The sequence below is a fragment of the Mesobacillus sp. MER 48 genome (assembly GCF_023714225.1).
GTDB classification, from domain to species: domain Bacteria; phylum Bacillota; class Bacilli; order Bacillales; family Cytobacillaceae; genus Mesobacillus; species Mesobacillus oceanisediminis_A.
The window spans coordinates 92,622-113,288 of the sequence record NZ_JAMAUR010000006.1 but is presented as its reverse complement, the minus strand read 5'-3'; the positions used below and the strand labels follow the sequence as shown (position 1 = coordinate 113,288).

Sequence of the window (20,667 nt, the reverse complement as noted above, 5' to 3'; positions counted from 1 at the left end):
TATTTCCCTCCATTATTCAACACTTGAAGCAGACAACACAACTTTCAAAGTTTGCTGTTTGCCGTCACGGTAAATTTTCACCTGTGCACTGTCACCCTTTTTAAGCTTGGTATACATATATCTCCTTAGGTCACTCGCACTTTTCACTTGTGCATCATTGATGCCGACGATGATATCTTGTTCCTGAAGGCCTGCTTTGGCTGCTGCGGAATTTGGATCGACGCTGGTAACCATCGTACCGGAGTCCACATTGTCTGGCAGATTTTTGAGATACATTTCAGGGATCTGCTCCAAATCAGCAAGACTTACACCTAAATAAGGGCGTTCAACTTTTCCTGTTTCAATCAGCTGGTTGACGATTGGCAGTGCCTCCTGGCTCGGAATCGCAAAGCCAAGGCCTTCCACTCCATTTTGCGAGATTTTTAAACTATTGATTCCAATTACTTTTCCATCTGTATTGATCAATGCGCCGCCGCTGTTCCCCGGGTTAATTGCTGCGTCGGTCTGGATGACATTCATTTCCCATTCCCCGGCAGAAGTCGGCACTGAGATGGACCGGTCAACCGCACTGACGATTCCTTGAGTGACAGTCCGTGATAAGTCCAGGCCGAGCGGGTTTCCGATGGCCAGTACCTGGTCGCCAGGTCTTAAGGCTGAAGAATCACCGAATTCGATGACATCCGCCGCCTTGGCTGCCTCGATTTTAATAACCGCCAAATCAGTTAACGCGTCTGCTCCGACCACTTGCGCATCAACCTTCTCGCCATTATACAGGGAAACCTCCACCTTGGATGCACCCTCAATGACATGGTTATTCGTAACGATAAAGGCATTATTCCCTTCTTTCTTGAAAATCACCCCAGAACCAGAACCGGTTTCAACATTGCCCTGGCTGCGGGAAAAAGGATTGCTTTGCTGCTGAATATTGGTGATACCGACAATCGATTTAGAGGAATCCTCAATGATATCGGCAATCGATCCTGAGCTTTTTGCAGATGTAGGGGTCGTCACAATATTTGAACTGCTTTCTGCTGCTGTTTCCGTCTGGGCCTGCTCCTTTTGCCCAGCATCTGTTTCGGTAAAATTAACAGCCGCAAGCGTTATAGCCGAACCGACCACTCCAGCCATGACAGTTGATAAAATGCTTTTGAACTTATTGGACTTTTTGACCGGTTCCGATACAGGGTACCGGGGTTGCTGATCATTGGCCGGTTTGGGTTCATGGTACCGGGACTCCTGCTCGTTGACCGATTTCGATTCATGGTAGCGGGATCCCTGCTCCTTGACCGCTACCGATTCATGATACTTGGATTGCTGCTCCTTGACCGGTTCCGGTTCATCGTGCCGGGATTCCTGCTCGTTGACTGGTTCCGATTCATCATAACTGGATTGCTGCTCAAACTCTTTCATGGTATTTCCTCCTCGTTTGTTAACTTGTTTTCATCATAACCAGAAATTATGAACAAATTATTAACAAACTAAGGCGAGGATTTTAAAAGTTTGGGAAGACTTTGCTAGTCGTGGCCACATAAAAAAGCTGCAGACATGGTAGCCTGCAGCTTCTTTAAAAGATTACATTTCAATATTTTTCATCAAATTTGCCATTTCGATTGCCGAAGCCGCTGCGTCCCAGCCTTTATTGCCTGCTTTCGTTCCGGCGCGTTCAATTGCCTGCTCGATTGTATCGGTCGTCAGGACACCGAAGATGACAGGGACTCCTGAGTTCATCGCCGCGGCTGATACCCCTTTGGCAGCTTCATTGCAAACATAGTCAAAATGCGGAGTGGAGCCCCGGATGACGGTTCCTAAAGTGATGACTGCATCATATTTATTGCTCTTTGCCATTTTTTGCGCTACCAATGGAATTTCGAATGCACCAGGAACCCAGGCAACATCGACATTGCTTTCGTCCACACCATGTCTCTTCAGTGCATCCTGTGCACCGCCCAAAAGCTTGCTTGTAATGAACTCGTTGAATCGGCCAACAACGATTCCGATTTTAAGACCCGTTCCTACTAAATTACCTTCAAAAGTTCTATTCATGACTATTCCTCCATTTATAGATGTTATTTAGTTTTTTTCCGATTTAAAATTTTAGTAAATGACCTAATTTACTATGTTTTGTTTTTAAGTAGTTTTCGTTTTCTTCCCTTGCTGGCATCTGGATAGGCACCCGGTCGACGACTTCAAGGCCATAACCCTTAAGTCCTCTTATTTTCCGCGGATTGTTCGTGAGCAGTTTCATTTGCTTGATGCCAAGGTCTTTTAAAATCTGTGCTCCGATCCCGTATTCGCGAAGGTCAGCACCGAAGCCGAGTTTTTCATTGGCTTCTACAGTATCGTAGCCCTCTTCCTGCAGCTTATAGGCCCGCAGCTTATTCATCAGGCCAATGCCCCTGCCTTCCTGGCGCAAATACAAAAGGACGCCGCGCCCCTCTTCGTTTATCTGTGTTAATGCGGCATGCAGCTGCGGCCCGCAATCACAGCGGTACGAACCGAATACATCTCCGGTCAGGCACTCAGAGTGGACCCTGACCAATACCGGCTCATCCGGGTCGATGTCACCTTTAACAAGGGCAATATGTTCCTTGTCATCCACGACGTTCGAATAACCGACAGCCTTGAACATCCCGAATTCAGTCGGGAGATTGATTTCAACCTCTCTTTGAATCAGATTGTCCTTACGGTTGCGGTATTGGATAAGATCCTTGATGGTGATCATTTTTAAGTCGAACTGGTCAGCAATCTTGCGAAGCTGCGGCACTCGTGCCATGGTGCCGTCATCATTCATGATTTCACAAATAACGCCAGCCGGCTTGGCGCCGCACATTTTTGCCAGATCAACCGCTGCCTCCGTATGGCCAGCCCGTCTTAATACGCCGCCTTTTTTGGCGACAAGCGGAAAGACGTGGCCCGGACGTTTAAAATCGGCAGCCTTAGACTCTGGATCAAGCATGCTGAGTACTGTTGCCGAGCGCTCAAACGCAGAAATCCCTGTTGTAGAGAACTTATGGTCGATACTAACGGTAAAGGCAGTACCATGCGGATCAGTGTTGCGAGAAACCATCGGTATCAGATCAAGGCTTTGTGCCAGTTCTGTTTCAATTGGAACACAGATCAAACCCCGGCCATGCGTCGCCATGAAGTTGATGACATCCGGCGTTGCCTTCTCAGCCAGCGCGATAAAATCCCCTTCATTCTCCCTGTCCTCATCATCACAAACGATGACTACATTGCCTTGCATGAGTTCATATATAGCCTCTTCAATCGGATCAAACATTTTCATCACCCTCACATAAACCCGTTATCCTCTAAGAATTGGGCTGTAATATTACTTCCTCTTTTTGGAGCTGCTGGAACCTGGTTACTCAAGAAGTGACCTACATATTTGCCGATCATGTCACATTCTATATTGACGATATCGCCTTTATCCTTGAAGCCGAGAACCGTGTCCGAAAGGGTCAGCGGAATCAGCGACAGGGTCAAGCTGTCTTCCGATATCCCGAAAACAGTCAGGCTTGTACCATCAACTGCGACGGAGCCTTTCATAATGACGTATTTCAGCAATTCGGGATCAAGCTGAATTTCATAATAAACTGCGTTTTCAACTTGGGTTTTCCCTTTGATGATCCCCACTCCATCCACATGGCCGGCAACAAAATGCCCGCCGAACCGGCCTCCGGCTGCCATCGCTCTTTCCAGGTTCACCTTTGAACCTCGCCTGACAGTTTTCAGGCTCGAAGCTTTGACTGTCTCGGGCATCACATCTACCGAAAATCTGTTTTCTGTAAAAGACGTGACAGTGAGGCATACTCCGTTGACAGCAATACTGTCACCAAGATGGACATCTGTCAGGACTTTTTTTGCATCAATTGTCAGCACAAAAGATTCACCGCTGTGCTGGATATTGGCAACGGTCCCTATTTCCTCAATAATCCCTGTAAACATATTAACCTCCCTCTAGACCGGCTCAGCAATGATCCGGATATCCTGGCCGATTTGCTTTACATCAATGACCTTCAAGGGAACTGTTTCGTCCAGACGGGCAATGCCTTCGCCTCCGTATGCTGACGGAGCATTTCTGCCGCCGATCAGCTTTGGTGCAATATAGGTAACCACCCGCTGAAAAGCCTTCTCCCTTAAAAAACTGCCGTGGACTTCGGCACCGCCTTCAACATACAGTGAAGTAATGCCGCGCTCCCCCAGTTTTTCCAGCATTTCTTTAATTCCGACTTTCTCAGTCTCAAGCTTGATGATTTCGATGCCTTGTTCTTCAAATTGTTTTGCCCGTTCAGGCTCGGCACCCGCTCCTGTCACGATGATTGTCTTAGCTGCTTGATCATGGATCACCCCTGATTTTAAAGGCGTCCTGAGGGTGGAATCCAGAATCACCCGGATAGGATTTTTCCCGCCAGCTTCAAGTCTGGTTGTGAGGCTTGGATTATCTGTTATGACGGTATTGACGCCAACCAGAATGGCATCCTGTGTATGGCGGAAGTGATGGACGTCCTTACGCGCTTGCTCCCCGGTGATCCATTTACTCTCCCCGGTCACTGTTGCGACTTTGCCATCAAGGCTTGTGGCTGACTTCAAGGTTACATATGGAAGCCCTGTGCTTATGTAATGAAAAAACACCTTATTAAGAGCAATAGCTTCTTCCTCCAATAATCCAACCTCAACCTCAATTCCCGACTCACGCATCTTTTTGATTCCTGCTCCGCCAACGAGCGGGTTAGGGTCAACCGAAGCCACAAACACCTTTTTGATGCCCGACTCTATGACAAGATTCGAACATGGCGGCGTCTTCCCGAAATGGCTGCACGGCTCAAGTGTCACGTAGAGAGTTGCCCCATTCGCTTTCTCACCTGCCATTCGGATCGCGTGGACCTCGGCATGCGGCTCACCTGCCTTCAAATGGGCGCCCATGCCAACGACCTGCCCTTCTTTTACAAGCACAGCGCCAACCTGGGGGTTCGGGGTGGTCTGTCCTTCCGCTGCTTTTGCGAGGTTGATGGCAAGGGCCATATAGTCCTGATTCTTCACCTTCATCCCTCCCTCTTTTAAAAAATATAAAAAGACCCCGAAACATAAGCGCTTCGGGGTCCTAAAAAAGACAATGTCAAACTAGAGGGTAAAAAAAGGGTATACTGCTCCCTTGTTTCTAATCCTCGTTTTTTCCTTCTCCCATCCAGACTTTAACTGTCGGCCCTGGAGTTTCACCAGATCCACCGTTTAACAAATGTTAACCGGGTCACGGACTAAGAAGCACATGCTTCATCACCGCCGGTTGGGAATTTCACCCGACCCCGAAGGAATATATTAAGTTAGTGACATTATACAGAACATGTTCATAAATAGAAAACAAAATGACCTTTTATTTTTTCATCAGTTTCTCAATCGTCGTCAACAGTTCATCGATCACTTCGTTATCACCTTCCTGAATCCGTTCAACGATGCATGATTTCATATGGCCTTCAAGCAGCAGCTTAGCCACGCTGTTCAATGCCGCCTGAGTCGCAGAAATTTGTGTGATCACATCGTCACAATACGTATCTCTTTCAATAAGTCCTTTTATGCCGCGTATTTGTCCTTCTATCCGATTCAATCTCGTGACGAGATTTTTTTTCGTTTTTTCAGAGTGATGGCTTTTGCGCTCTGAAGAGCAGCAGCTGTCACCACATTCAGCCGGGTGTACTTCGGGCTCTAAAATGTCCATCTAAAAACCCCCTTTTACATCTTTAATTATATTTTATCATACCCCTACACAGTAAATAATCGCAAATTCACAATCAACTTTTACATATAAAACGTTTTAAAAGGGATAACTATTTTTAACGAATATATTAATAAAGTTTCTATTAAGCAAAAAAGTGGTGTGATGATGAAAAAGTTCCGGCTTCCTGCATCCATTAGCGAGAAAAAAGAAGTTCATTGCAGTGGATATGAAAAACTTAAAGCAATCTTTCAGCAGACTGCAGACTTTAAAGAGTCTGAATTTAAAAGAGGAAATTGCACATTGCGTTTTTGTTTCCTTGAAACCATGGTGTCGCCCGACAAATTCAAGGAACTATTATTGATTCCTTTATTGATGGAAGATTCGAAGATTACACCCGCTGAGCTTAAGTCGTTAAATGGTGCACCGGTGAATACACAAGAGGAAATGATCAGCGGCATCCTCAGCGGTGGATATGTTTTGTTCATATGCGAACGGGACGAAGCCTGGTTATTCACATTCCCTAAGGATATCCAACGTGCCATACAGGAACCGATAAATGAAGCAGTGGTTCGCGGCGCACATGATGGCTTCGTTGAAAAACTTGAAACAAATATCAGCCAGCTAAGGCTTAGAATTAAAAATCCAGAATTCACGGTTAACTACCATGAGTTAGGCGATAAGACAAAAACCAAAGTAGCTGTCATTTTTATGAAAGGGATTGCTGACCAGAAAATCGTTGATGAAGTTGAAAGAAGGCTTTCCTATATTTCGACTGACATGGTTTTAAGTCCAGGCTATATAGAGGAGTTCATTGAGGATGATCCATTCTCTTTGTTTCCACAGCTCATCAACACCGAGAGGCCGGACAGGGTGATCGCGAATCTGATGGAAGGCAGGATCACCATCATTGGTGATGGCAGTCCGACAGCCTTGATATTGCCAATTACTTTTTTTGCATTCTATCAGTCTTCGGATGATTATAACAGCCGGTGGATTCCTTCGTCATTCATCCGATTGCTCAGGTATGTCAGCTTTCTTATCGCCATCACATTGCCGGCCTTTTACATTGCGATTATTGCTTTTCACCTTGAAGTCATCCCTCATGAGTTAATTCTCCCATTAAAGGGATCTGTAGAAGGAATCCCATATCCTCCGCTTTTGGAGGCTTTCTTCATGGAGATAACGATTGAATTGATCAGGGAAGCTGGGATCAGGCTTCCGAGACCGATTGGACAAACCATCGGAATTGTTGGAGGTCTTGTCATTGGTGATGCCGTTGTAAGCGCAGGATTGATTTCTAATATCATGATTGTCATCGTCGCTGTCACTGCGATATCTGCGTTTGTCGTCCCTTCCAATGAAATGAGTACGACCGTCCGGCTGATCAGGTTTCCCCTAATGGTTGCGGCTTCAATATTAGGTTTCGTGGGACTGACTTTTGGCCTGATATTCGTCTTCATTAAACTGTGCAAGCTCGAATCTTTCGGAGTGCCATATTTTTCGCCATTGGCTCCATTGCAGGTCAAGGATCTTAAGGACACATTTTTGAGAATGCCTCTTTGGAAAATGGATGAGCGTCCGCGCAATTCACATGCGGTAAACACCAAGAGACAGCGGGACTCTAGAGGATGGAAAACAAATGAACCGAGATAAAGATACGATTACCCATCAGCAATTTTTCTTTTTGATCATCCAGACACAGTTGGGTGTAGGTGCCCTGTCTCTCCCATATGAAATGCATAAATCTGCGCAGTCAGATGGATGGATTTCGATACTTCTGGCCGGCCTTTTGCTTCAAGGGGTCTTGTTAATGTATTTCATGCTTTTTAAAAAATTCAAGTCTAAAAACATCCTTGATATTTCAGCGTTTGTGTTAGGCAGGAAGATTGGTAAACTAATTTCTCTTTTCTATATGCTATATTTCATCAGTGTCGGGAGTCTGATTCTTGTGCTCTATGTCAGAATTATCGATCGCTGGATCCTTCCCTATACTCCAAATTGGGTAATCGGCGGTTTGCTTTTGCTGTCCGGAATCTATTTAAGTGTTGGCGGATTGAAAGTCCTGGCCCGTTTTTACACATTGGTCACACCGCTTATCCTTTTGCTCTTGCTGCTTGTTTCCTACACGTTGAAGGATGCGAACATTTATTATATGTTACCGATCGGACAGGCTGGCATCAAAGATATTGTCATTGGCAGTAAAGACGCGATCCTTTCCATGCTGGGGTTTGAAATCATCCTTCTCACTTTTCCAATGGTATCAGGAACGACACTTCAAAAATTCAAGGCAGTATCTTTTGCTAACCTGTTCAGTACCATACTTTATGCCTATGTGGTTATCATCAGTTTCATTTACTTCAGCCCGGCTGAAATAAAAATATTGCCAGAACCGCTTTTGTATATCTTAAAATCTTATACGTTCAAACTCATTGAACGAACGGATTTACTATTTCTGTCAATCTGGATATTCCTTGTATTCACTTCTTTCTGCAGTTACCTGTTTCTGGCCGCTGACTCAGCCGCTAAAATTTTTTATAAAAGGGATCGACGGAAACTTGTGTATTGTATGGCGCTTATCATTTATGGCTTTTCTTTTTTACCTGAAATTGACATCAAATATTTAGATATCATGAGCAGCAATATCCCGAAGGCCGGTTTTATTTTCATCCTTTTCCCTGCCTTTTTACTCACCGTTTCATTCCTGTTCAAAAAATCCGAGCATGGAGGTAAGGCCAATGACCCGAATTCTTAAAACAGGCATTCTTGCTATTGTCACCCTTCTGTTGCTTAGTGCCTGCTGGGATCAGCATTTATTGAAGGATGTAAAATTATTCATGGCGGCCAGCTTCGATTTGACTCCTGACGGAAAAATACTCGATGAGCTTACTTCCCCAATCATAAAAAAGAATCAAGAGGGAGGAGGGGTCAGCGGATATACCATCAGTTCTGGCCTCGGAAATACACCAAGAGAGGCACGGGCGGACATAGACAGAAAATCGGAAAAGGTCTTTGATGCATCCAAACTAAGGGTGTTAATCATAGGGAATGAGCTCGCAAAAAAGGATATCTATTCTGTACTTGATTTATTCTATCGGGATCCCAAGAGTGCTCTAAGCGCCAAAGTAGTCGTAGCCGAGGGGATGGGTAAGGATTTGCTGCGAATAAATATTGAAGAGGAGAAGGCCAGTTCATATTTCTATGATTTATTAGAGAGCCAGGAAATCGCTTCCCTCATTCCAGCCGAAAACATTCAATCGATCTGCGCGGAGATGTTTGATCCAGGAGAAGATTTCGTTTTGCCTTTCCTTCGTCCATCAGAAGACAGGAAAGCCGCCAGTGTTGAGGGTATTGCCTTATTTAACGAAAGGAAATTCACTGGTCAGGTACTTACCGGGGACGAAGCGGTTATTTTCCTATTGCTTGACGGCAATTCGGGAAAGTCACCAAAATTCACAAAAAGAATATCTGAAGGTGAAAGTTTCAAGCCGCCACATTTTGTTTCTTTTACCGTAAAAAAAGCAAAGGAAACATTAGAGGTAAAAGTGAAGAACAATCGGGCTATTGCGAATATACATTTAAAGTTAAAAATTGATATCACCGACTACGTTAAGAACCATTTATACAATAAGCAGGAAATTACAAAATTGAACAATAAACTATCTGAGATGCTGACCAATGATGCAGCAGCCACTATTAAAACTCTTCAGGAAGCAAATAGTGATAGTTTAGGGATTGGCAGAAGACTGATTGCGCAATACCCCGACTATTGGAAGCATGTGGATTGGATAAAGGAATATCCAAACGTGGTCATAACTCCAAAAGTCGTTGTAGAAATTGTCGGACATGGAATCATAGAATAAACTTGATTCCAACCAAACAAAATACTCCTATTGAGCTTCCAAATCTAAAGAAGATCAATAAGGAGTATTTTTTAAGTTAAACCTGGCTATTTTCATTTCTATTTTGCAAAAGCAACAGCATCTCCCTTGAAATCCCGGCTGCGAACAGGCAGCCTACGAGAAGTGCCAATGTCCCGTACAACGGATCTGTCACCTTGGAAAAAATCAGTTGGACATAGAAGTAAAATCCTGCTCCGATGGCTACAATGAATAAAGTATTCCAAACGTATCGGTACATATTTTTCCTCCTCAACCTTCTATTAATTTAAACATTATCATAGACTCTACTAGTTGTTTATTGGGAAAATTCCTGTCGAAAACAGAAGAGTTATGAAGGGAATGAACGAAAAATTGAAACAAAAAACTATATTCATCGTCCTGTTCATGTTTATTAGCATTTTAGCCATCATTCCGCTTTTCTATACGGATGAACCTCCTGCACAGGCTGTTTCAACCAGTGTTGATCTGTCAGAGGAAATCAATGAATTCATTGAAAACGAACCGATTCTTGATGGTGCGCTGGCGGGTATCAGCATCAGGTCAGCAGATCACGGAAAGCTGCTGTATGAGCATAACGGAGAGATTCGAATGCAGCCGGCTTCTATACTGAAGATGTTCACTGCCGCCGCATCACTGTCAGTTTTAGGGGAAGATTATCGTTTTACAACCGAAGTTTTGACGACTGGTAAAATAGCAGGCGGCACTCTATCAGGAGATCTTTATTTAAAAGGCAAAGGAGATCCAACACTCCTTCCAGCTGATTTTGCTGAAATAGCAAAAAAATTGAAGAAGAACGGAATCTCCAAGATTGATGGTGATATTATCACCGATGACAGCTGGTATGATGATGTCAGGTATTCAGAGGACCTATCCTGGAATGATGAGCATCAATATTATGGAGCGCAAATATCGGCACTGACAGCATCACCGAATCTGGACTATGATGCCGGAACAGTAATAGTCTCCATTTCCCCCGGCAAAAAAGGCAAAGCAGCCAAGATTTCGCTTGAGCCGGATACAGATTTCGTCACAGTCGTTAATGAAACTAAAACAATCGAACCTAAAGGAAAGCAAGATATCCAAATCAAACGGGAGCATGGCACAAATGCTATTGTCGTGAAAGGGTCGATTCCTGCGGATTCACAACTGGTAAGGGAATGGGTCGCCGTCTGGAATCCAGCGCAATATGCCGGAACCCTTTTTAAGAAAGCCCTGGAAGACCAGGGCATCGAGATTGTTGGGAAAATAAAAAATGGCAAGGCTGCAGATGCCATGCCGGTATTAATTTTTCATAAATCCATTCCCCTTGCTGACCTGATGATTCCATTCATGAAGCTCAGCAATAATGGCCATGCAGAAGTACTAGTGAAAGAAATAGGCAAAGCCGTCCACGGTGACGGCAGCTGGGACAAGGGTTTTGAGGGAATGATGGATGAGTTGGAGAGTATCGGTGTCGATACAAGTAAAATCATCCTCCGTGATGGCTCTGGTCTATCCCATGCGAACCTCGTTCCGGCAAATGAGATCACAAAAATTCTTTATGAAGTGCAAGGAGAGGAATGGTTTCCTGTTTTCAAGAATTCCCTTCCCGTGGCCGGAGCAAAGGATAGGATGGTTGGCGGGACGATGCGAAACAGACTGAAAGAAGAGGCGAAGTTCGTTACCGTTCAGGCCAAAACAGGCTCGCTGACTGGAGTAAGCACCCTCGCAGGATATGTGGAAAAGCCCGGCGGCGAGACACTAATTTTTACGATAATGCTGAATAACCTGCTGGATGACAGGGATGGCAGGAATGTTGAGGATCAAATCGTTAGAATACTTTCAAGACAATGACTGAAGCTTGAATGATACCCTTATGTGGATAGTTTGGTCTTCATAAGGGTGTTTCGGCTTGAATGGTACCCTTATGTGGATGGTTTTGCTTGTATAAGGGTGTCTTTCCGCTTGAATGGTGCCCTTATGTGGACAGTTTTGCCTGCATAAGGGGGTCTATGGGCTTGAATGGTGCCCTTATGTGGACAGTTTCACTTGCATAAGGGCGTCTTTCCGCTTGAATGGTGCCCTTATGTGGACAGTTTTGCCCTCATAAGGGTGTCTTTCCGCTTGAATGGTGCTCTTATGTGGACAGTTTCGCCTGTATAAGGGTGTCTTTTGGCTTGAATGGTGTCCTTATGTGGACAGTTTTGCCTGCATAAGGGTGTCTCTCGATCGGAATGATACCCTTATGTGGATAGTTTCCCTGTATAAGGGTGTCTTTTGGCTTGAATGGTACCCTTATGTGGACAGTTTTGCCTGCATAAGGGTGTCTCTCGATCGGAATGGTACCCTTATGTGGATAGTTTTGCCTGCATAAGGGTGTCTCTCGATCGGAGTGGTACCCTTATGTGGACAGTTTTGCCCTCATAAGGGTGTTTTTCCGCTTGAGTGGTACCCTTATGTGGACAGTTTCGCTTGTATAAGGGTATCATTCTCCTTCAAGAATCATTTATCAACAGTTATATAGCGGGAAGATGGGCCATGGCCCTCCAATGTATAGTTTTCTGAAAGAATGTTCCTAATGGCTTTCTTTGTTTTGACAGACTTGCACCATTCATGGACCGTATTGACTGTTAAAGCTTCTTCCGGAAAAAGTAATTGAATATCTCTAACACTTCTCAATACTGCTTCATGTAAAGTTTCCCGTTTCCCGCAACTGGTGCATATTAGTGTTTTTCGAGTCACGATTGTATTCATGCTATGACAATGGGAACAGGTTATTCCCTTCTTCAATTTGTCGAAACTATATTGAGGCAGCCGGGAGTATGGCGAATCTTGAGTATGCAGGGAATGCAGACGTTCGGCTAGGTTTGTGTGGGTATTTTTTATTGGAGAAAATTGTTTTTGCAGGTTTTTAAGAAGTCTTGGAATCTGGTTCGGAAAGATAATCGGTAAATTACGCGGGGCTTGATAGAGGTAAAAATTGTTGTTCACAAAGACCAGTGTTGATTCAATATTTATGTTGTACCCAAGGTCTCGCACCATCCTTCGCAGGAGAGACTCTGCCCTTTCCATTTGTATCAGAGGATTTTTAATTTCTACTCCATTATGGGTGTACCACCTATCACCTTCGATATAATAATCTCCCTCAAGATTCTTCACTTCGAACATGTGGATTATCTGGGACAGGAATAGGGAATCGATTTGGAATTTCGTATTTCCATGTTCCAGCAGCAAATCGTTCAAAACTAGAAAGCCTTTTTCTACCTCCTCCATCCGATGATCAAAAATCACTTCGCCTTCATAACCTTTTTCCAGGTACAGATAGTTACTATGTTCCTTCGAAGACAATTTCATTCTTGAATTCAGCTTTCTCAGAATCTGTAGCTCCAACGATTCAACACGCGATTTAACTATCAAAGAACATTCCTCCATTCGTTATGTATTGCAATTAAATAGTATGTTTTATTCGAATATTTAACAAGGTTTTTTATCACTTTGTTTTTTGGCTTTAAAAAAGCAGCCTAATTGAGAAAAAGCTGTGCAGAATGAGAATCTGCACAGCTTTTTTGAGTTACTTCGCAAATCTATGATTTCCGATTGTCACGGTTGCTTCTCTTGAAAACACCCATTTGCTTACTGCGGTTTTCGGATTAAAGAAGAATAATGATCCATTCCCCTGTCCCCTGAATGCAATGGCTTCTTTAACGGCTTTCTTTGACTCTGCATCCGCTGCCTTGTTGATGGCGCCATTTTTCACGGGTGTGAATGCATAATAGCCGTTTGATTTTTGATAGATGACTCCTTTGATTGTATTAGGGAATTCAGAGCTTGCTACTCTATTCAAGACAACAGTCGCTACTGCTACTTTCCCTGCATATGGCTCGCCTTTTGCCTCAGCGTGGACCAGTCTTGCAAGCAAGTCCTGATCTGCCGCAGATACCGTCGAGGCAGGAATCGTCAACTTTTGTCCTGGATATAGTAGATTGCTAGTCCGGTTATTGGCCTTTTTCAATTGATTCACAGGCACTGCATTTTTACTCGCAATTCCCCAAAGTGTATCTCCTGTTTTCACCTGGTAAGTTGCCGCTTCTGCAGCCGCACCCATTGAAAATACAGATAGAGATACTGCAGCTGTGAGTGCTGCCAAAGTCTTTTTCATCTTTTTCATTTTCCAAACCTCCAGTAGAGTTGCTCTTTTTCTCTACTAATAAGGCTAGCAGTTGTAACATATGGATTCATTGACCAATAAGTACCAATCAGGATAAACCTTCTCAATCTGTTGAAGATGCTTGACTCTTTTAAAACCTAGTATTTTATTCCAATCTTTCCCCGCTTCCTTCTATAACCAGCACTGTAAGGATCCGGTTCATTTTTTACATAGTGTTACAGGTTTGTAACTTTGTCAGAGGCATATTCAGTTGGATTGGAGAGATTCAAAAATGTCGACAGCTTTTCAGTCTTTTTTTATCTACCATATTTTGTGACAGGGCCATATTTATAGTAATTATTTTAATGTATTACCTCCTTATTTAAAATAATTATAAATTAATATTGATTTTTAATTGAAAGATGTTATCATTTAGTCATCAACAAATTTTAAAAAGGCGGGATGAAGAATGAGTAATGATCAAAAGAAGAATCTGACTACAAGCTGGGGAGCACCGGTTGGGGACAACCAGAACTCCATGACAGCTGGCCAAAGAGGTCCAACTTTACTGCAGGACGTTCACCTTTTGGAAAAATTGGCGCACTTTAACCGCGAGCGTGTGCCTGAGCGTGTTGTGCATGCAAAAGGTGCCGGAGCACATGGATATTTTGAAGTGACAAATGATGTAACCAAATATACGAAGGCAGCATTTCTTTCAGAGGCAGGAAAGAAAACACCTTTATTCGTCCGTTTCTCAACGGTTGCTGGTGAACTGGGATCAGCTGATACAGTGCGTGACCCACGCGGATTCGCCGTAAAGTTTTATACAGAGGAAGGAAACTATGATATTGTCGGCAACAATACGCCGGTATTCTTCATCCGTGATGCGATCAAGTTCCCTGACTTCATCCATACACAAAAAAGGAACCCTCAGACTCACCTGAAGGATCCAAATGCAGTGTGGGATTTCTGGTCACTGTCACCTGAGGCGTTGCATCAGGTAACGATCCTGATGTCTGACCGGGGCATTCCGGCTACTTTCCGCCATATGCATGGTTTTGGCAGCCATACATTCAAATGGACTAATGCTGAAGGAGATGGCGTCTGGATCAAGTACCACTTCAAGACAGAGCAAGGCGTGAAGAACCTGACTGCCGATGTAGCGGCACAAATCGCCGGCGAAAACCCGGATTTCCATACAGAAGATTTATTTAATGCCATCGAAGCGGGAGACTTCCCTGCCTGGAAGCTTTATGTCCAGATCATGCCATTGGAGGATGCGAATACGTACCGTTTTGATCCATTCGATGTTACAAAGGTTTGGTCACAAAAAGACTACCCATTAATTGAAGTGGGCCGCATGGTCTTGGACCGTAACCCGGAAAATTACTTTGCGGAAGTTGAGCAGGCAACCTTCTCTCCTGGAACGCTGGTACCTGGTATCGATGTATCGCCAGACAAAATGCTACAGGGCCGCCTGTTCGCTTATGCTGATGCGCACCGATACCGTGTAGGCGCAAATCACAATCATTTGCCGATCAACAGGGCTAGAACAGAAGTCAATTCCTACCAGCGTGACGGCCAGATGCGCTTTGATGGAAATGGCGGCAAATCTGTAAACTACGAGCCTAATAGTTTCGGAGGACCAACAGAAGTGAATGAGCAAAAACAGGCAGCATTTCCTGTCAGCGGTGTGGCCGAAAACGCGGGCTATGATCACCATGACCATTACACACAAGCCGGTGACCTGTACCGCCTGATGAGCGAAGAAGAACGAGCTCGCCTGGTTGCTAATATCGTCGCAGCAATGAAGCCAGTTGAACGCGATGATATCAAACTCCGCCAGATCGGCCACTTCTATAAGGCAGACCCTGAGTACGGAACCCGTATCGCGCAAGGACTCGGACTGCAGGTCCCACAGGAAGTTTAAAAGATATGATAAAACGGATGTCCTATATTGGGCATCCGTTTTTATCATAAATAAGCAGATGGCTTTTGAATGATTCTTTTGGACAAACCCATGATTATTTCCTGAAAAAGTGTCCGCTACAAGAGCCCTATCGGACAAATTCATGATAATCTCCCCGAAAAGTGTCCGTTACAAGACATCTATCGGACATTCTCTAGAAGGGCCCTATCGGACATATTCATGGTGATTTTCTCGAAAAGTGTCCGCTAAAAGACCTCTATCTGACAAACTCACGACGCTTTTCCCAAAAAGTGCCCCTTACAAAACCTCTATCAAACAATCACACATCAATTAACTTCAGGAATCCCTCTAATAAATAGAAAAGCAGGCCATCTCTGACCTGCTTGTTCCTGTAAATCTTCTATTAGAATGTATGTGCTAGATCCTTCGCACGGTCGATTCCGTTTTCTTTGATTTCCTGTGCTTTTTCAGGGTTTGCGTTATGACCTTCAAGAACAAGGGATTCAAATGAAGGTACTCCGAAGAAGTTCATGATTGTTTCGATGTAGCGATTTCCCATTTCCATGCTTGCTGCTGGTCCTTCTGAGTAGTATCCGCCGCGAGCCTGGATGTGCAGGGCTTTTTTATCGGTCATTAAACCAACAGGGCCTTCTTGTGTATATTTGAATGTCTTGCCTGCGACTGCTACGGAATCCAGGTATGCTTTCATGACTGGCGGGAATGAGAAGTTCCAAAGCGGTGTCACGAAAACGAATTTGTCTGCTGCTGTGAACTGGTCAACAAGCTCTGCAAGACGGCCGATTTTTGCCTGTTCTTCTGCAGTTAGGGCTGAAAATTCAGTGCCTTTCTGCAGTTTTCCCCAGCCGCCTAATACATCGGCATCGATGTGTGGGATGTTTTCTTTGAATAGATCCAGATGAATGACTTCATCGTTCTGGTTTTGCTCCTGGTATGTGTCAATGAAGGCTTTTCCTGCTGACAAACTGAATGACTGTTCTTCAGTAAGTGGGTGTGCTGTGATATATAAAACTTTTGCCATGATGTGATTCCACCTATTCCTTTTTTATTCTCCAAGCTATTTTCATGAAAAATCTCGAAGTAAAAATAGCTTACTTCGAGATATTACCCCGTTTAAAAAAGCAGGTCAATTAATTTGCTCATTCTATCTTAAAGTCTTTAATGCTCCGCTCCATGCCACTACTTCATCCAGCATTGCATTTACATTATCACCATGAAGGGCTTGCGGCTTAAATTCTGTTCCGTTTTCAAAGTCAGTAAATAGAGATAATGTTGGATGTGTTCGGACATCGGCTATTTTTAATTCTCCGCAGATTCCTCTTAAATGTTCAGCTGCTCTTGCGCCGCCTGTTGAACCATAGCTGACGATTCCGGCTGCTTTGTTATTCCATGCCTCGCGTGCAAAATCAAGCGCGTTTTTCAATGCTCCGGTAATACTGTGATTGTATTCCTGAACAATGAACACGAAACCATCGAGGTTTGAAAGCTTTTCATTCCAGGCAGCAATCCCCGGTTCTGTTCCATCCGTTGTTCCCAAAAATGGCAGATCGAAGTCAGCTATATCGACGATTTCATAATTTGCGTCTCCGCGCTTGTCAGCCAGTTCCTTAACCCATTCGCCAACTTGCGGGCTCACACGGCCCTGTCTTGTGCTTCCTAAAATAATCCCGATATTCATTTTTTCTGCAGTCATGATTTTTTCCTCCTTCGTTTTGTTCCCAAATAGTTTGTTTAATAGACCCATTCTCTCCACCGCCTGTTATCTTTTTCTATCATGCTGTTTCTAACTTGATCCTGTTCCCCGAAGGGTCAACTGTAACAATAACACCATTTTCTTCTGTAACTTCAGCACCAACGCTGATCAGCCGGGAAATCGTTTCTTTTACCGACTCTTCATCTGGCAGTACCAAACTGAATGATCTGAGTCCCACACTGTTTTCCGCTGGTTTCGGAGCTCCAACTCCATTCCAGGTGTTCAGTCCAATATGGTGATGATATTTCCCTGTTGAAATGAACAGAGCCTGAGGCCCATATCGAGAAACTACATTAAAGCCAAGTCCCTTTGTGTAAAACTCTTCCGTTTTGTCTAATTCAGAAACATGCAGATGGATATGTCCCATTACAGTGCCTGCAGGCAGACCATTCCATGTCCCTCTTTTGTCCTCCTCAAGCAGACCTTCTGCATCCAACGGCTCCGTGGTCATGACAACTTGAGACTCATTCCATGTCCAGTCTGAAGCTGGCCGGTCTATATAGATCTCAATTCCATTTCCATCTGGATCGGCAAGGTAAAGTGCCTCACTCACCAGGTGGTCTGATGCTCCCTGAAGCGGAAGCCTTAACTGTACAAAATGTTTCAGTATGTTGGCTAAATCGGCGCGATGAGGCAATAAAATGGCAAAATGATAAAGTCCAGTGGTTCTTCTCTGCTTTGGCATTACATCCTCTGGCTGTTCAATTGACAGCAGCACATTATTGCCATCCACCGTAAACTTTGCTGATTTCTGCGTTTTTTCAAATAGTTTAAAACCGATCACATCTTGATAAAAAGCAACCGAACGCTCAAGATCTTGCACCTTTAAATCCACCCGGCCCACAAAAGTAACCGGAGGCTGATGAAAATTCATTGGATTTCCTCCTTTAGGCGTTTTTAGTTTGAAAAATGACATTATCAATAGCGAAGAGTGATTTATTAGTGATTGCCAGATAAATTGAGATGGCCATTAACGCAAGGTCAAGTTCATATCCCGCCATCTGGCCGTTTCCAAGGAATCCTCCGGCGAGCTTTACTTTAATGACCGCTACGGCCAAAACAACCGCAAACAAAATCGAAACAATCCTTGTCCCAACTCCCAGTATCATCGCGATACCGCCTACTAATTCTATTAAAGCTACAAGGTATGCCGAAAAACCTGGCAGGCCAAGACTTTCAAAGAAACCCACTGTGTTTTCGATACCACCCTGGAACTTGGCCGCGCCATGGATCAGGAAAGTTGCTCCTAAAACAATTCTTAAAATTGTTGCTCCAACTTCATTCATCTTTATCATTTGTATTATTCTCCTTTTTCATTTACTTTAACGAAAACAGCACTGCAGTTACAATATCGTTAGTAGGTTACTTTATGTAAGTAATTATATTTTAGTTAATTATATACGTCAAGTAATCTTTTTGTTAAAAGTAATTTATTTTTAATTTAATATGATTATAATATTAAGTAAGGAGTGATTAGAATGGATAAGATTATTTGTCCTAGATTTGAAAAAGCCATGACCATCCTGAGCTTAAGATGGACCGGGCTGATCATTTACCAGCTCCTATCTGGTCCACAACGATTCTGCAGCATCGAGTCTGCAATCGGGATCAGCGGCAGGGTTCTTTCTGAACGCTTAAAGGATTTGGAGAATGAAGGGATTGTTAAAAGAAAAGTCTACCCAGAGACTCCTGTGCGGATTGAATACTCTCTGACCGATAAAGGCGAGGCACTTGAACCTCTTATGGGGAAAATTGAAGATTGGTCCCAGAGCTGGCTGAAAGACTGAAAAACTAACAAAGTACACCAACAGAGCCTAAAAGGATTAGGATAAAAAAGAGACGTATGCATCGGCATACGTCTCTTTCATTTCCTCTCTTATCTGCCTAAAAATGAATTCAGCATCCAAACATGTTTTTCCAGCCCTGAATGAATGGACAAAAGAAGATCGCTTGTTGTTTCATCGTGTACTTCTCCAGCCAGTTCCATTCCCCGCTTTAATTCTTCGATCATGGTTGAATAGTCATGAACAATGCTTGCAACCATTTCTGAAGCGGACTCATTTCCTGCGGCTTCTTTTACCGAAGCAAGCTCGAGCGCACCAGTCATCGTTGCCACCGGCTTGTCCCCCATCGCCAGCAATCTTTCGGCTAATTCATCAATATGCAATGCAGCTTCATTGTACAGTTCTTCGAATTTCGCATGCAGAGTGAAGAATTCTGGTCCCGTTACATACCAGTGGTAGTTATGGAGTTTGATGTAAAGGACTGTCCAGTTTGCAATTTGCTGGTTGACCATTTGTGTCAATTCATTTTTCATCATGAATTCCTCCTGGATTTTTTATTCAGGTTCATTATAGTCCAAGATTATCCAGTAAGGTTTGTTAATGATGGATTGTTCACATTAATGTCAACTTTCAATTATGGTATGTGCTCGTACCAGGGGCAAAAACCAAATTTCTCCATAAACTATACATAAAAACATGTGAATTTCTCCAAACTATGCATAGAACTGGAGGTGTATGATTTTGGGTTTATTCAATGCGCTTAATCAATGGAGAAATGCAAGATACGAAAACCACCTTGCCAATATGAAGGATCAAAATAAATGCCCTGACTGCCATGGCAGGGGTTACTACGCTTTTTCCGCGAATGAATTTGTTTATTACGCGGCACCATACGAATGTCCCGGCTGCAATGGAAGCGGATTATACTCAGATTGGCATGAGAGCACAACCTAAAAATGGCCCTGCATTTGCAGAGCCATTTTTTCGTACCAATATAACTAGTTTCTCCTATTTTCCTCCTGCTTGATCCAGTATCTGATCCCCCGCCCGGCGAGAGGCTCATCTTTAAAACGCGGAATGACATGCAAATGAGCATGGAAGATCGATTGGCCGCCTGCTCTGCCAGTATTCCAGCCTACGCTGTATCCATCTGGCGAGTACTTTGTGTCAAGCAGATTCTTTGCTGCGGCCAGCAATTCCCTTGAATCCATCCACTCTTGATCTGACAGTTCAAATACATTCTGCTTATGTTGTTTCGGGATGATCAGTCCGCTCCCCTGCAGGATTTGCTGCTCTGATTCCTTTTGGATAAAATAACAGGTTTCATTTTCAAAAACGACATTCTGCTCCTCATCCGCATGTATATTGCAATATGGACAAGTCTCCTGGTACATTGGCAGCCTCCATTTCTCGCATGGTCTAATTTAGGCCGATGCCTGCA

General features: G+C 43.8%; 22 protein-coding genes and 1 riboswitch. Of the genes, 7 read left to right on the top strand and 15 right to left on the bottom strand.

Annotated elements, in window-relative coordinates; genetic code table 11:
* Positions 1 to 12 precede the first annotated feature (12 nt).
* From M3593_RS18725 to M3593_RS18700, 6 genes are all read right to left on the bottom strand, one after another.
* Positions 13 to 1,410 (bottom strand): S1C family serine protease, encoded by a 1,398-nt coding sequence (locus tag M3593_RS18725; RefSeq protein WP_251544367.1) that lies wholly within the window; start codon positions 1,408 to 1,410, stop codon positions 13 to 15.
* Between the two features lie 162 nt (positions 1,411 to 1,572).
* The gene (gene ribH, locus M3593_RS18720; RefSeq protein WP_144478785.1) at positions 1,573 to 2,043 is read right to left on the bottom strand and encodes a 6,7-dimethyl-8-ribityllumazine synthase; all 471 of its coding nucleotides are present in this window, start codon (positions 2,041 to 2,043) and stop codon (positions 1,573 to 1,575) included.
* Positions 2,044 to 2,086: 43 nt separating this feature from the next.
* On the bottom strand, positions 2,087 to 3,280 hold the full coding sequence (locus tag M3593_RS18715; protein WP_251544369.1) for a bifunctional 3,4-dihydroxy-2-butanone-4-phosphate synthase/GTP cyclohydrolase II: 1,194 nt from the start codon (positions 3,278 to 3,280) through the stop codon (positions 2,087 to 2,089).
* Between the two features lie 11 nt (positions 3,281 to 3,291).
* Positions 3,292 to 3,948, bottom strand: coding sequence for a riboflavin synthase (gene ribE / locus M3593_RS18710; RefSeq protein ID WP_251544371.1), 657 nt, complete (start codon positions 3,946 to 3,948; stop codon positions 3,292 to 3,294).
* Between the two features lie 12 nt (positions 3,949 to 3,960).
* Positions 3,961 to 5,043, bottom strand: a complete 1,083-nt coding sequence (ribD, locus tag M3593_RS18705) for a bifunctional diaminohydroxyphosphoribosylaminopyrimidine deaminase/5-amino-6-(5-phosphoribosylamino)uracil reductase RibD (RefSeq protein WP_251544373.1) — start codon at positions 5,041 to 5,043, stop codon at positions 3,961 to 3,963.
* Positions 5,044 to 5,172: 129 nt separating this feature from the next.
* A riboswitch (FMN riboswitch) is annotated at positions 5,173 to 5,318 on the bottom strand.
* Between the two features lie 56 nt (positions 5,319 to 5,374).
* Positions 5,375 to 5,716 carry a metal-sensitive transcriptional regulator gene (locus tag M3593_RS18700; RefSeq protein ID WP_144478777.1) on the bottom strand — a complete coding sequence of 114 codons (342 nt, stop codon included), beginning with the start codon at positions 5,714 to 5,716 and terminating at the stop codon, positions 5,375 to 5,377.
* Between the two features lie 162 nt (positions 5,717 to 5,878).
* Between M3593_RS18700 and M3593_RS18695 the strand changes: the two genes are divergently transcribed.
* From M3593_RS18695 to M3593_RS18685, 3 genes are read left to right on the top strand one after another with little or no spacing between them, the layout of a single operon-like run.
* Positions 5,879 to 7,369 carry a spore germination protein gene (locus M3593_RS18695; RefSeq protein ID WP_251544375.1) on the top strand — a complete coding sequence of 497 codons (1,491 nt, stop codon included), beginning with the start codon at positions 5,879 to 5,881 and terminating at the stop codon, positions 7,367 to 7,369.
* The gene (locus M3593_RS18690) at positions 7,356 to 8,468 is read left to right on the top strand and encodes a GerAB/ArcD/ProY family transporter (protein WP_144478775.1); all 1,113 of its coding nucleotides are present in this window, start codon (positions 7,356 to 7,358) and stop codon (positions 8,466 to 8,468) included. Before M3593_RS18695 ends, M3593_RS18690 begins: the two co-directional genes overlap by 14 nt.
* Positions 8,452 to 9,576: a Ger(x)C family spore germination protein gene (locus M3593_RS18685; RefSeq protein WP_251544376.1), complete on the top strand. Its 1,125-nt coding sequence runs from the start codon at positions 8,452 to 8,454 to the stop codon at positions 9,574 to 9,576. The genes M3593_RS18690 and M3593_RS18685 overlap by 17 nt, the downstream gene beginning before the upstream one ends.
* A 76-nt stretch (positions 9,577 to 9,652) precedes the next feature.
* Here the strand turns inward: M3593_RS18685 and M3593_RS18680 are convergent, their stop codons facing one another.
* Positions 9,653 to 9,853 carry a hypothetical protein gene (locus M3593_RS18680; RefSeq protein WP_144478771.1) on the bottom strand — a complete coding sequence of 67 codons (201 nt, stop codon included), beginning with the start codon at positions 9,851 to 9,853 and terminating at the stop codon, positions 9,653 to 9,655.
* Between the two features lie 113 nt (positions 9,854 to 9,966).
* On the opposite strand from M3593_RS18680, the gene dacB reads away from it, so the two are divergent.
* The gene (gene dacB / locus M3593_RS18675; RefSeq protein ID WP_483308933.1) at positions 9,967 to 11,448 is read left to right on the top strand and encodes a D-alanyl-D-alanine carboxypeptidase/D-alanyl-D-alanine endopeptidase; all 1,482 of its coding nucleotides are present in this window, start codon (positions 9,967 to 9,969) and stop codon (positions 11,446 to 11,448) included.
* A 648-nt stretch (positions 11,449 to 12,096) separates the two neighbouring features.
* On the opposite strand, the gene M3593_RS18670 is transcribed toward dacB, so the two are convergent.
* Together M3593_RS18670 and M3593_RS18665 are read right to left on the bottom strand one after the other, a co-directional pair.
* Positions 12,097 to 13,011, bottom strand: coding sequence for a nuclease-related domain-containing protein (locus M3593_RS18670; protein WP_251544380.1), 915 nt, complete (start codon positions 13,009 to 13,011; stop codon positions 12,097 to 12,099).
* Positions 13,012 to 13,165: 154 nt separating this feature from the next.
* Positions 13,166 to 13,753, bottom strand: coding sequence for a cell wall hydrolase (locus tag M3593_RS18665; protein ID WP_144479027.1), 588 nt, complete (start codon positions 13,751 to 13,753; stop codon positions 13,166 to 13,168).
* A 457-nt stretch (positions 13,754 to 14,210) separates the two neighbouring features.
* On the opposite strand from M3593_RS18665, the gene katA reads away from it, so the two are divergent.
* Positions 14,211 to 15,671 carry a catalase KatA gene (gene katA / locus M3593_RS18660; protein ID WP_251544382.1) on the top strand — a complete coding sequence of 487 codons (1,461 nt, stop codon included), beginning with the start codon at positions 14,211 to 14,213 and terminating at the stop codon, positions 15,669 to 15,671.
* A 403-nt stretch (positions 15,672 to 16,074) separates the two neighbouring features.
* On the opposite strand, the gene M3593_RS18655 is transcribed toward katA, so the two are convergent.
* The 4 genes from M3593_RS18655 to M3593_RS18640 all read right to left on the bottom strand — a co-directional run bounded on the left by M3593_RS18655 (position 16,075) and on the right by M3593_RS18640 (position 18,737).
* Positions 16,075 to 16,710, bottom strand: a complete 636-nt coding sequence (locus M3593_RS18655) for an FMN-dependent NADH-azoreductase (RefSeq protein ID WP_251544384.1) — start codon at positions 16,708 to 16,710, stop codon at positions 16,075 to 16,077.
* A gap of 123 nt (positions 16,711 to 16,833) precedes the next feature.
* Complete coding sequence (locus tag M3593_RS18650; protein ID WP_144478761.1) at positions 16,834 to 17,433, bottom strand: NADPH-dependent FMN reductase; 600 nt, start codon at positions 17,431 to 17,433, stop codon at positions 16,834 to 16,836.
* Positions 17,434 to 17,461: 28 nt separating this feature from the next.
* Entirely contained in the window at positions 17,462 to 18,316 is an 855-nt protein-coding gene (locus tag M3593_RS18645; RefSeq protein WP_251544386.1) for a VOC family protein, read from the bottom strand.
* A gap of 13 nt (positions 18,317 to 18,329) precedes the next feature.
* Complete coding sequence (locus M3593_RS18640; protein WP_251544388.1) at positions 18,330 to 18,737, bottom strand: DoxX family protein; 408 nt, start codon at positions 18,735 to 18,737, stop codon at positions 18,330 to 18,332.
* 183 nt (positions 18,738 to 18,920) lie between these two features.
* Between M3593_RS18640 and M3593_RS18635 the strand changes: the two genes are divergently transcribed.
* Complete coding sequence (locus tag M3593_RS18635) at positions 18,921 to 19,229, top strand: winged helix-turn-helix transcriptional regulator (RefSeq protein ID WP_144478755.1); 309 nt, start codon at positions 18,921 to 18,923, stop codon at positions 19,227 to 19,229.
* An 89-nt stretch (positions 19,230 to 19,318) separates the two neighbouring features.
* On the opposite strand, the gene M3593_RS18630 is transcribed toward M3593_RS18635, so the two are convergent.
* A complete protein-coding gene (locus M3593_RS18630) occupies positions 19,319 to 19,759 on the bottom strand; it encodes a Dps family protein (protein ID WP_144479025.1) in 441 nt (146 codons plus the stop codon).
* A gap of 208 nt (positions 19,760 to 19,967) precedes the next feature.
* On the opposite strand from M3593_RS18630, the gene M3593_RS18625 reads away from it, so the two are divergent.
* The gene (locus M3593_RS18625) at positions 19,968 to 20,180 is read left to right on the top strand and encodes a methionine aminopeptidase (protein ID WP_144478754.1); all 213 of its coding nucleotides are present in this window, start codon (positions 19,968 to 19,970) and stop codon (positions 20,178 to 20,180) included.
* Between the two features lie 44 nt (positions 20,181 to 20,224).
* On the opposite strand, the gene M3593_RS18620 is transcribed toward M3593_RS18625, so the two are convergent.
* Entirely contained in the window at positions 20,225 to 20,620 is a 396-nt protein-coding gene (locus M3593_RS18620; protein WP_144478752.1) for an HIT family protein, read from the bottom strand.
* Positions 20,621 to 20,667 lie beyond the last annotated feature (47 nt).

Bases quoted from the DNA above. Each gene is read 5' to 3' on its own strand.
- M3593_RS18725 (WP_251544367.1), bottom strand. From the start codon at position 1,410: ATGAAAGAGTTTGAGCAGCAATCCAGTTATGATGAATCGGAACCAGTC.
- ribH (WP_144478785.1), bottom strand. From the start codon at position 2,043: ATGAATAGAACTTTTGAAGGTAATTTAGTAGGAACGGGTCTTAAAATC.
- M3593_RS18715 (WP_251544369.1), bottom strand. From the start codon at position 3,280: ATGTTTGATCCGATTGAAGAGGCTATATATGAACTCATGCAAGGCAAT.
- ribE (WP_251544371.1), bottom strand. From the start codon at position 3,948: ATGTTTACAGGGATTATTGAGGAAATAGGGACCGTTGCCAATATCCAG.
- M3593_RS18700 (WP_144478777.1), bottom strand. From the start codon at position 5,716: ATGGACATTTTAGAGCCCGAAGTACACCCGGCTGAATGTGGTGACAGC.
- M3593_RS18695 (WP_251544375.1), top strand. From the start codon at position 5,879: ATGATGAAAAAGTTCCGGCTTCCTGCATCCATTAGCGAGAAAAAAGAA.
- M3593_RS18690 (WP_144478775.1), top strand. From the start codon at position 7,356: ATGAACCGAGATAAAGATACGATTACCCATCAGCAATTTTTCTTTTTG.
- M3593_RS18685 (WP_251544376.1), top strand. From the start codon at position 8,452: ATGACCCGAATTCTTAAAACAGGCATTCTTGCTATTGTCACCCTTCTG.
- M3593_RS18680 (WP_144478771.1), bottom strand. From the start codon at position 9,853: ATGTACCGATACGTTTGGAATACTTTATTCATTGTAGCCATCGGAGCA.
- M3593_RS18665 (WP_144479027.1), bottom strand. From the start codon at position 13,753: ATGAAAAAGACTTTGGCAGCACTCACAGCTGCAGTATCTCTATCTGTA.
- katA (WP_251544382.1), top strand. From the start codon at position 14,211: ATGAGTAATGATCAAAAGAAGAATCTGACTACAAGCTGGGGAGCACCG.
- M3593_RS18655 (WP_251544384.1), bottom strand. From the start codon at position 16,710: ATGGCAAAAGTTTTATATATCACAGCACACCCACTTACTGAAGAACAG.
- M3593_RS18650 (WP_144478761.1), bottom strand. From the start codon at position 17,433: ATGGGTCTATTAAACAAACTATTTGGGAACAAAACGAAGGAGGAAAAA.
- M3593_RS18645 (WP_251544386.1), bottom strand. From the start codon at position 18,316: ATGAATTTTCATCAGCCTCCGGTTACTTTTGTGGGCCGGGTGGATTTA.
- M3593_RS18640 (WP_251544388.1), bottom strand. From the start codon at position 18,737: ATGATAAAGATGAATGAAGTTGGAGCAACAATTTTAAGAATTGTTTTA.
- M3593_RS18635 (WP_144478755.1), top strand. From the start codon at position 18,921: ATGGATAAGATTATTTGTCCTAGATTTGAAAAAGCCATGACCATCCTG.
- M3593_RS18630 (WP_144479025.1), bottom strand. From the start codon at position 19,759: ATGAAAAATGAATTGACACAAATGGTCAACCAGCAAATTGCAAACTGG.
- M3593_RS18620 (WP_144478752.1), bottom strand. From the start codon at position 20,620: ATGTACCAGGAGACTTGTCCATATTGCAATATACATGCGGATGAGGAG.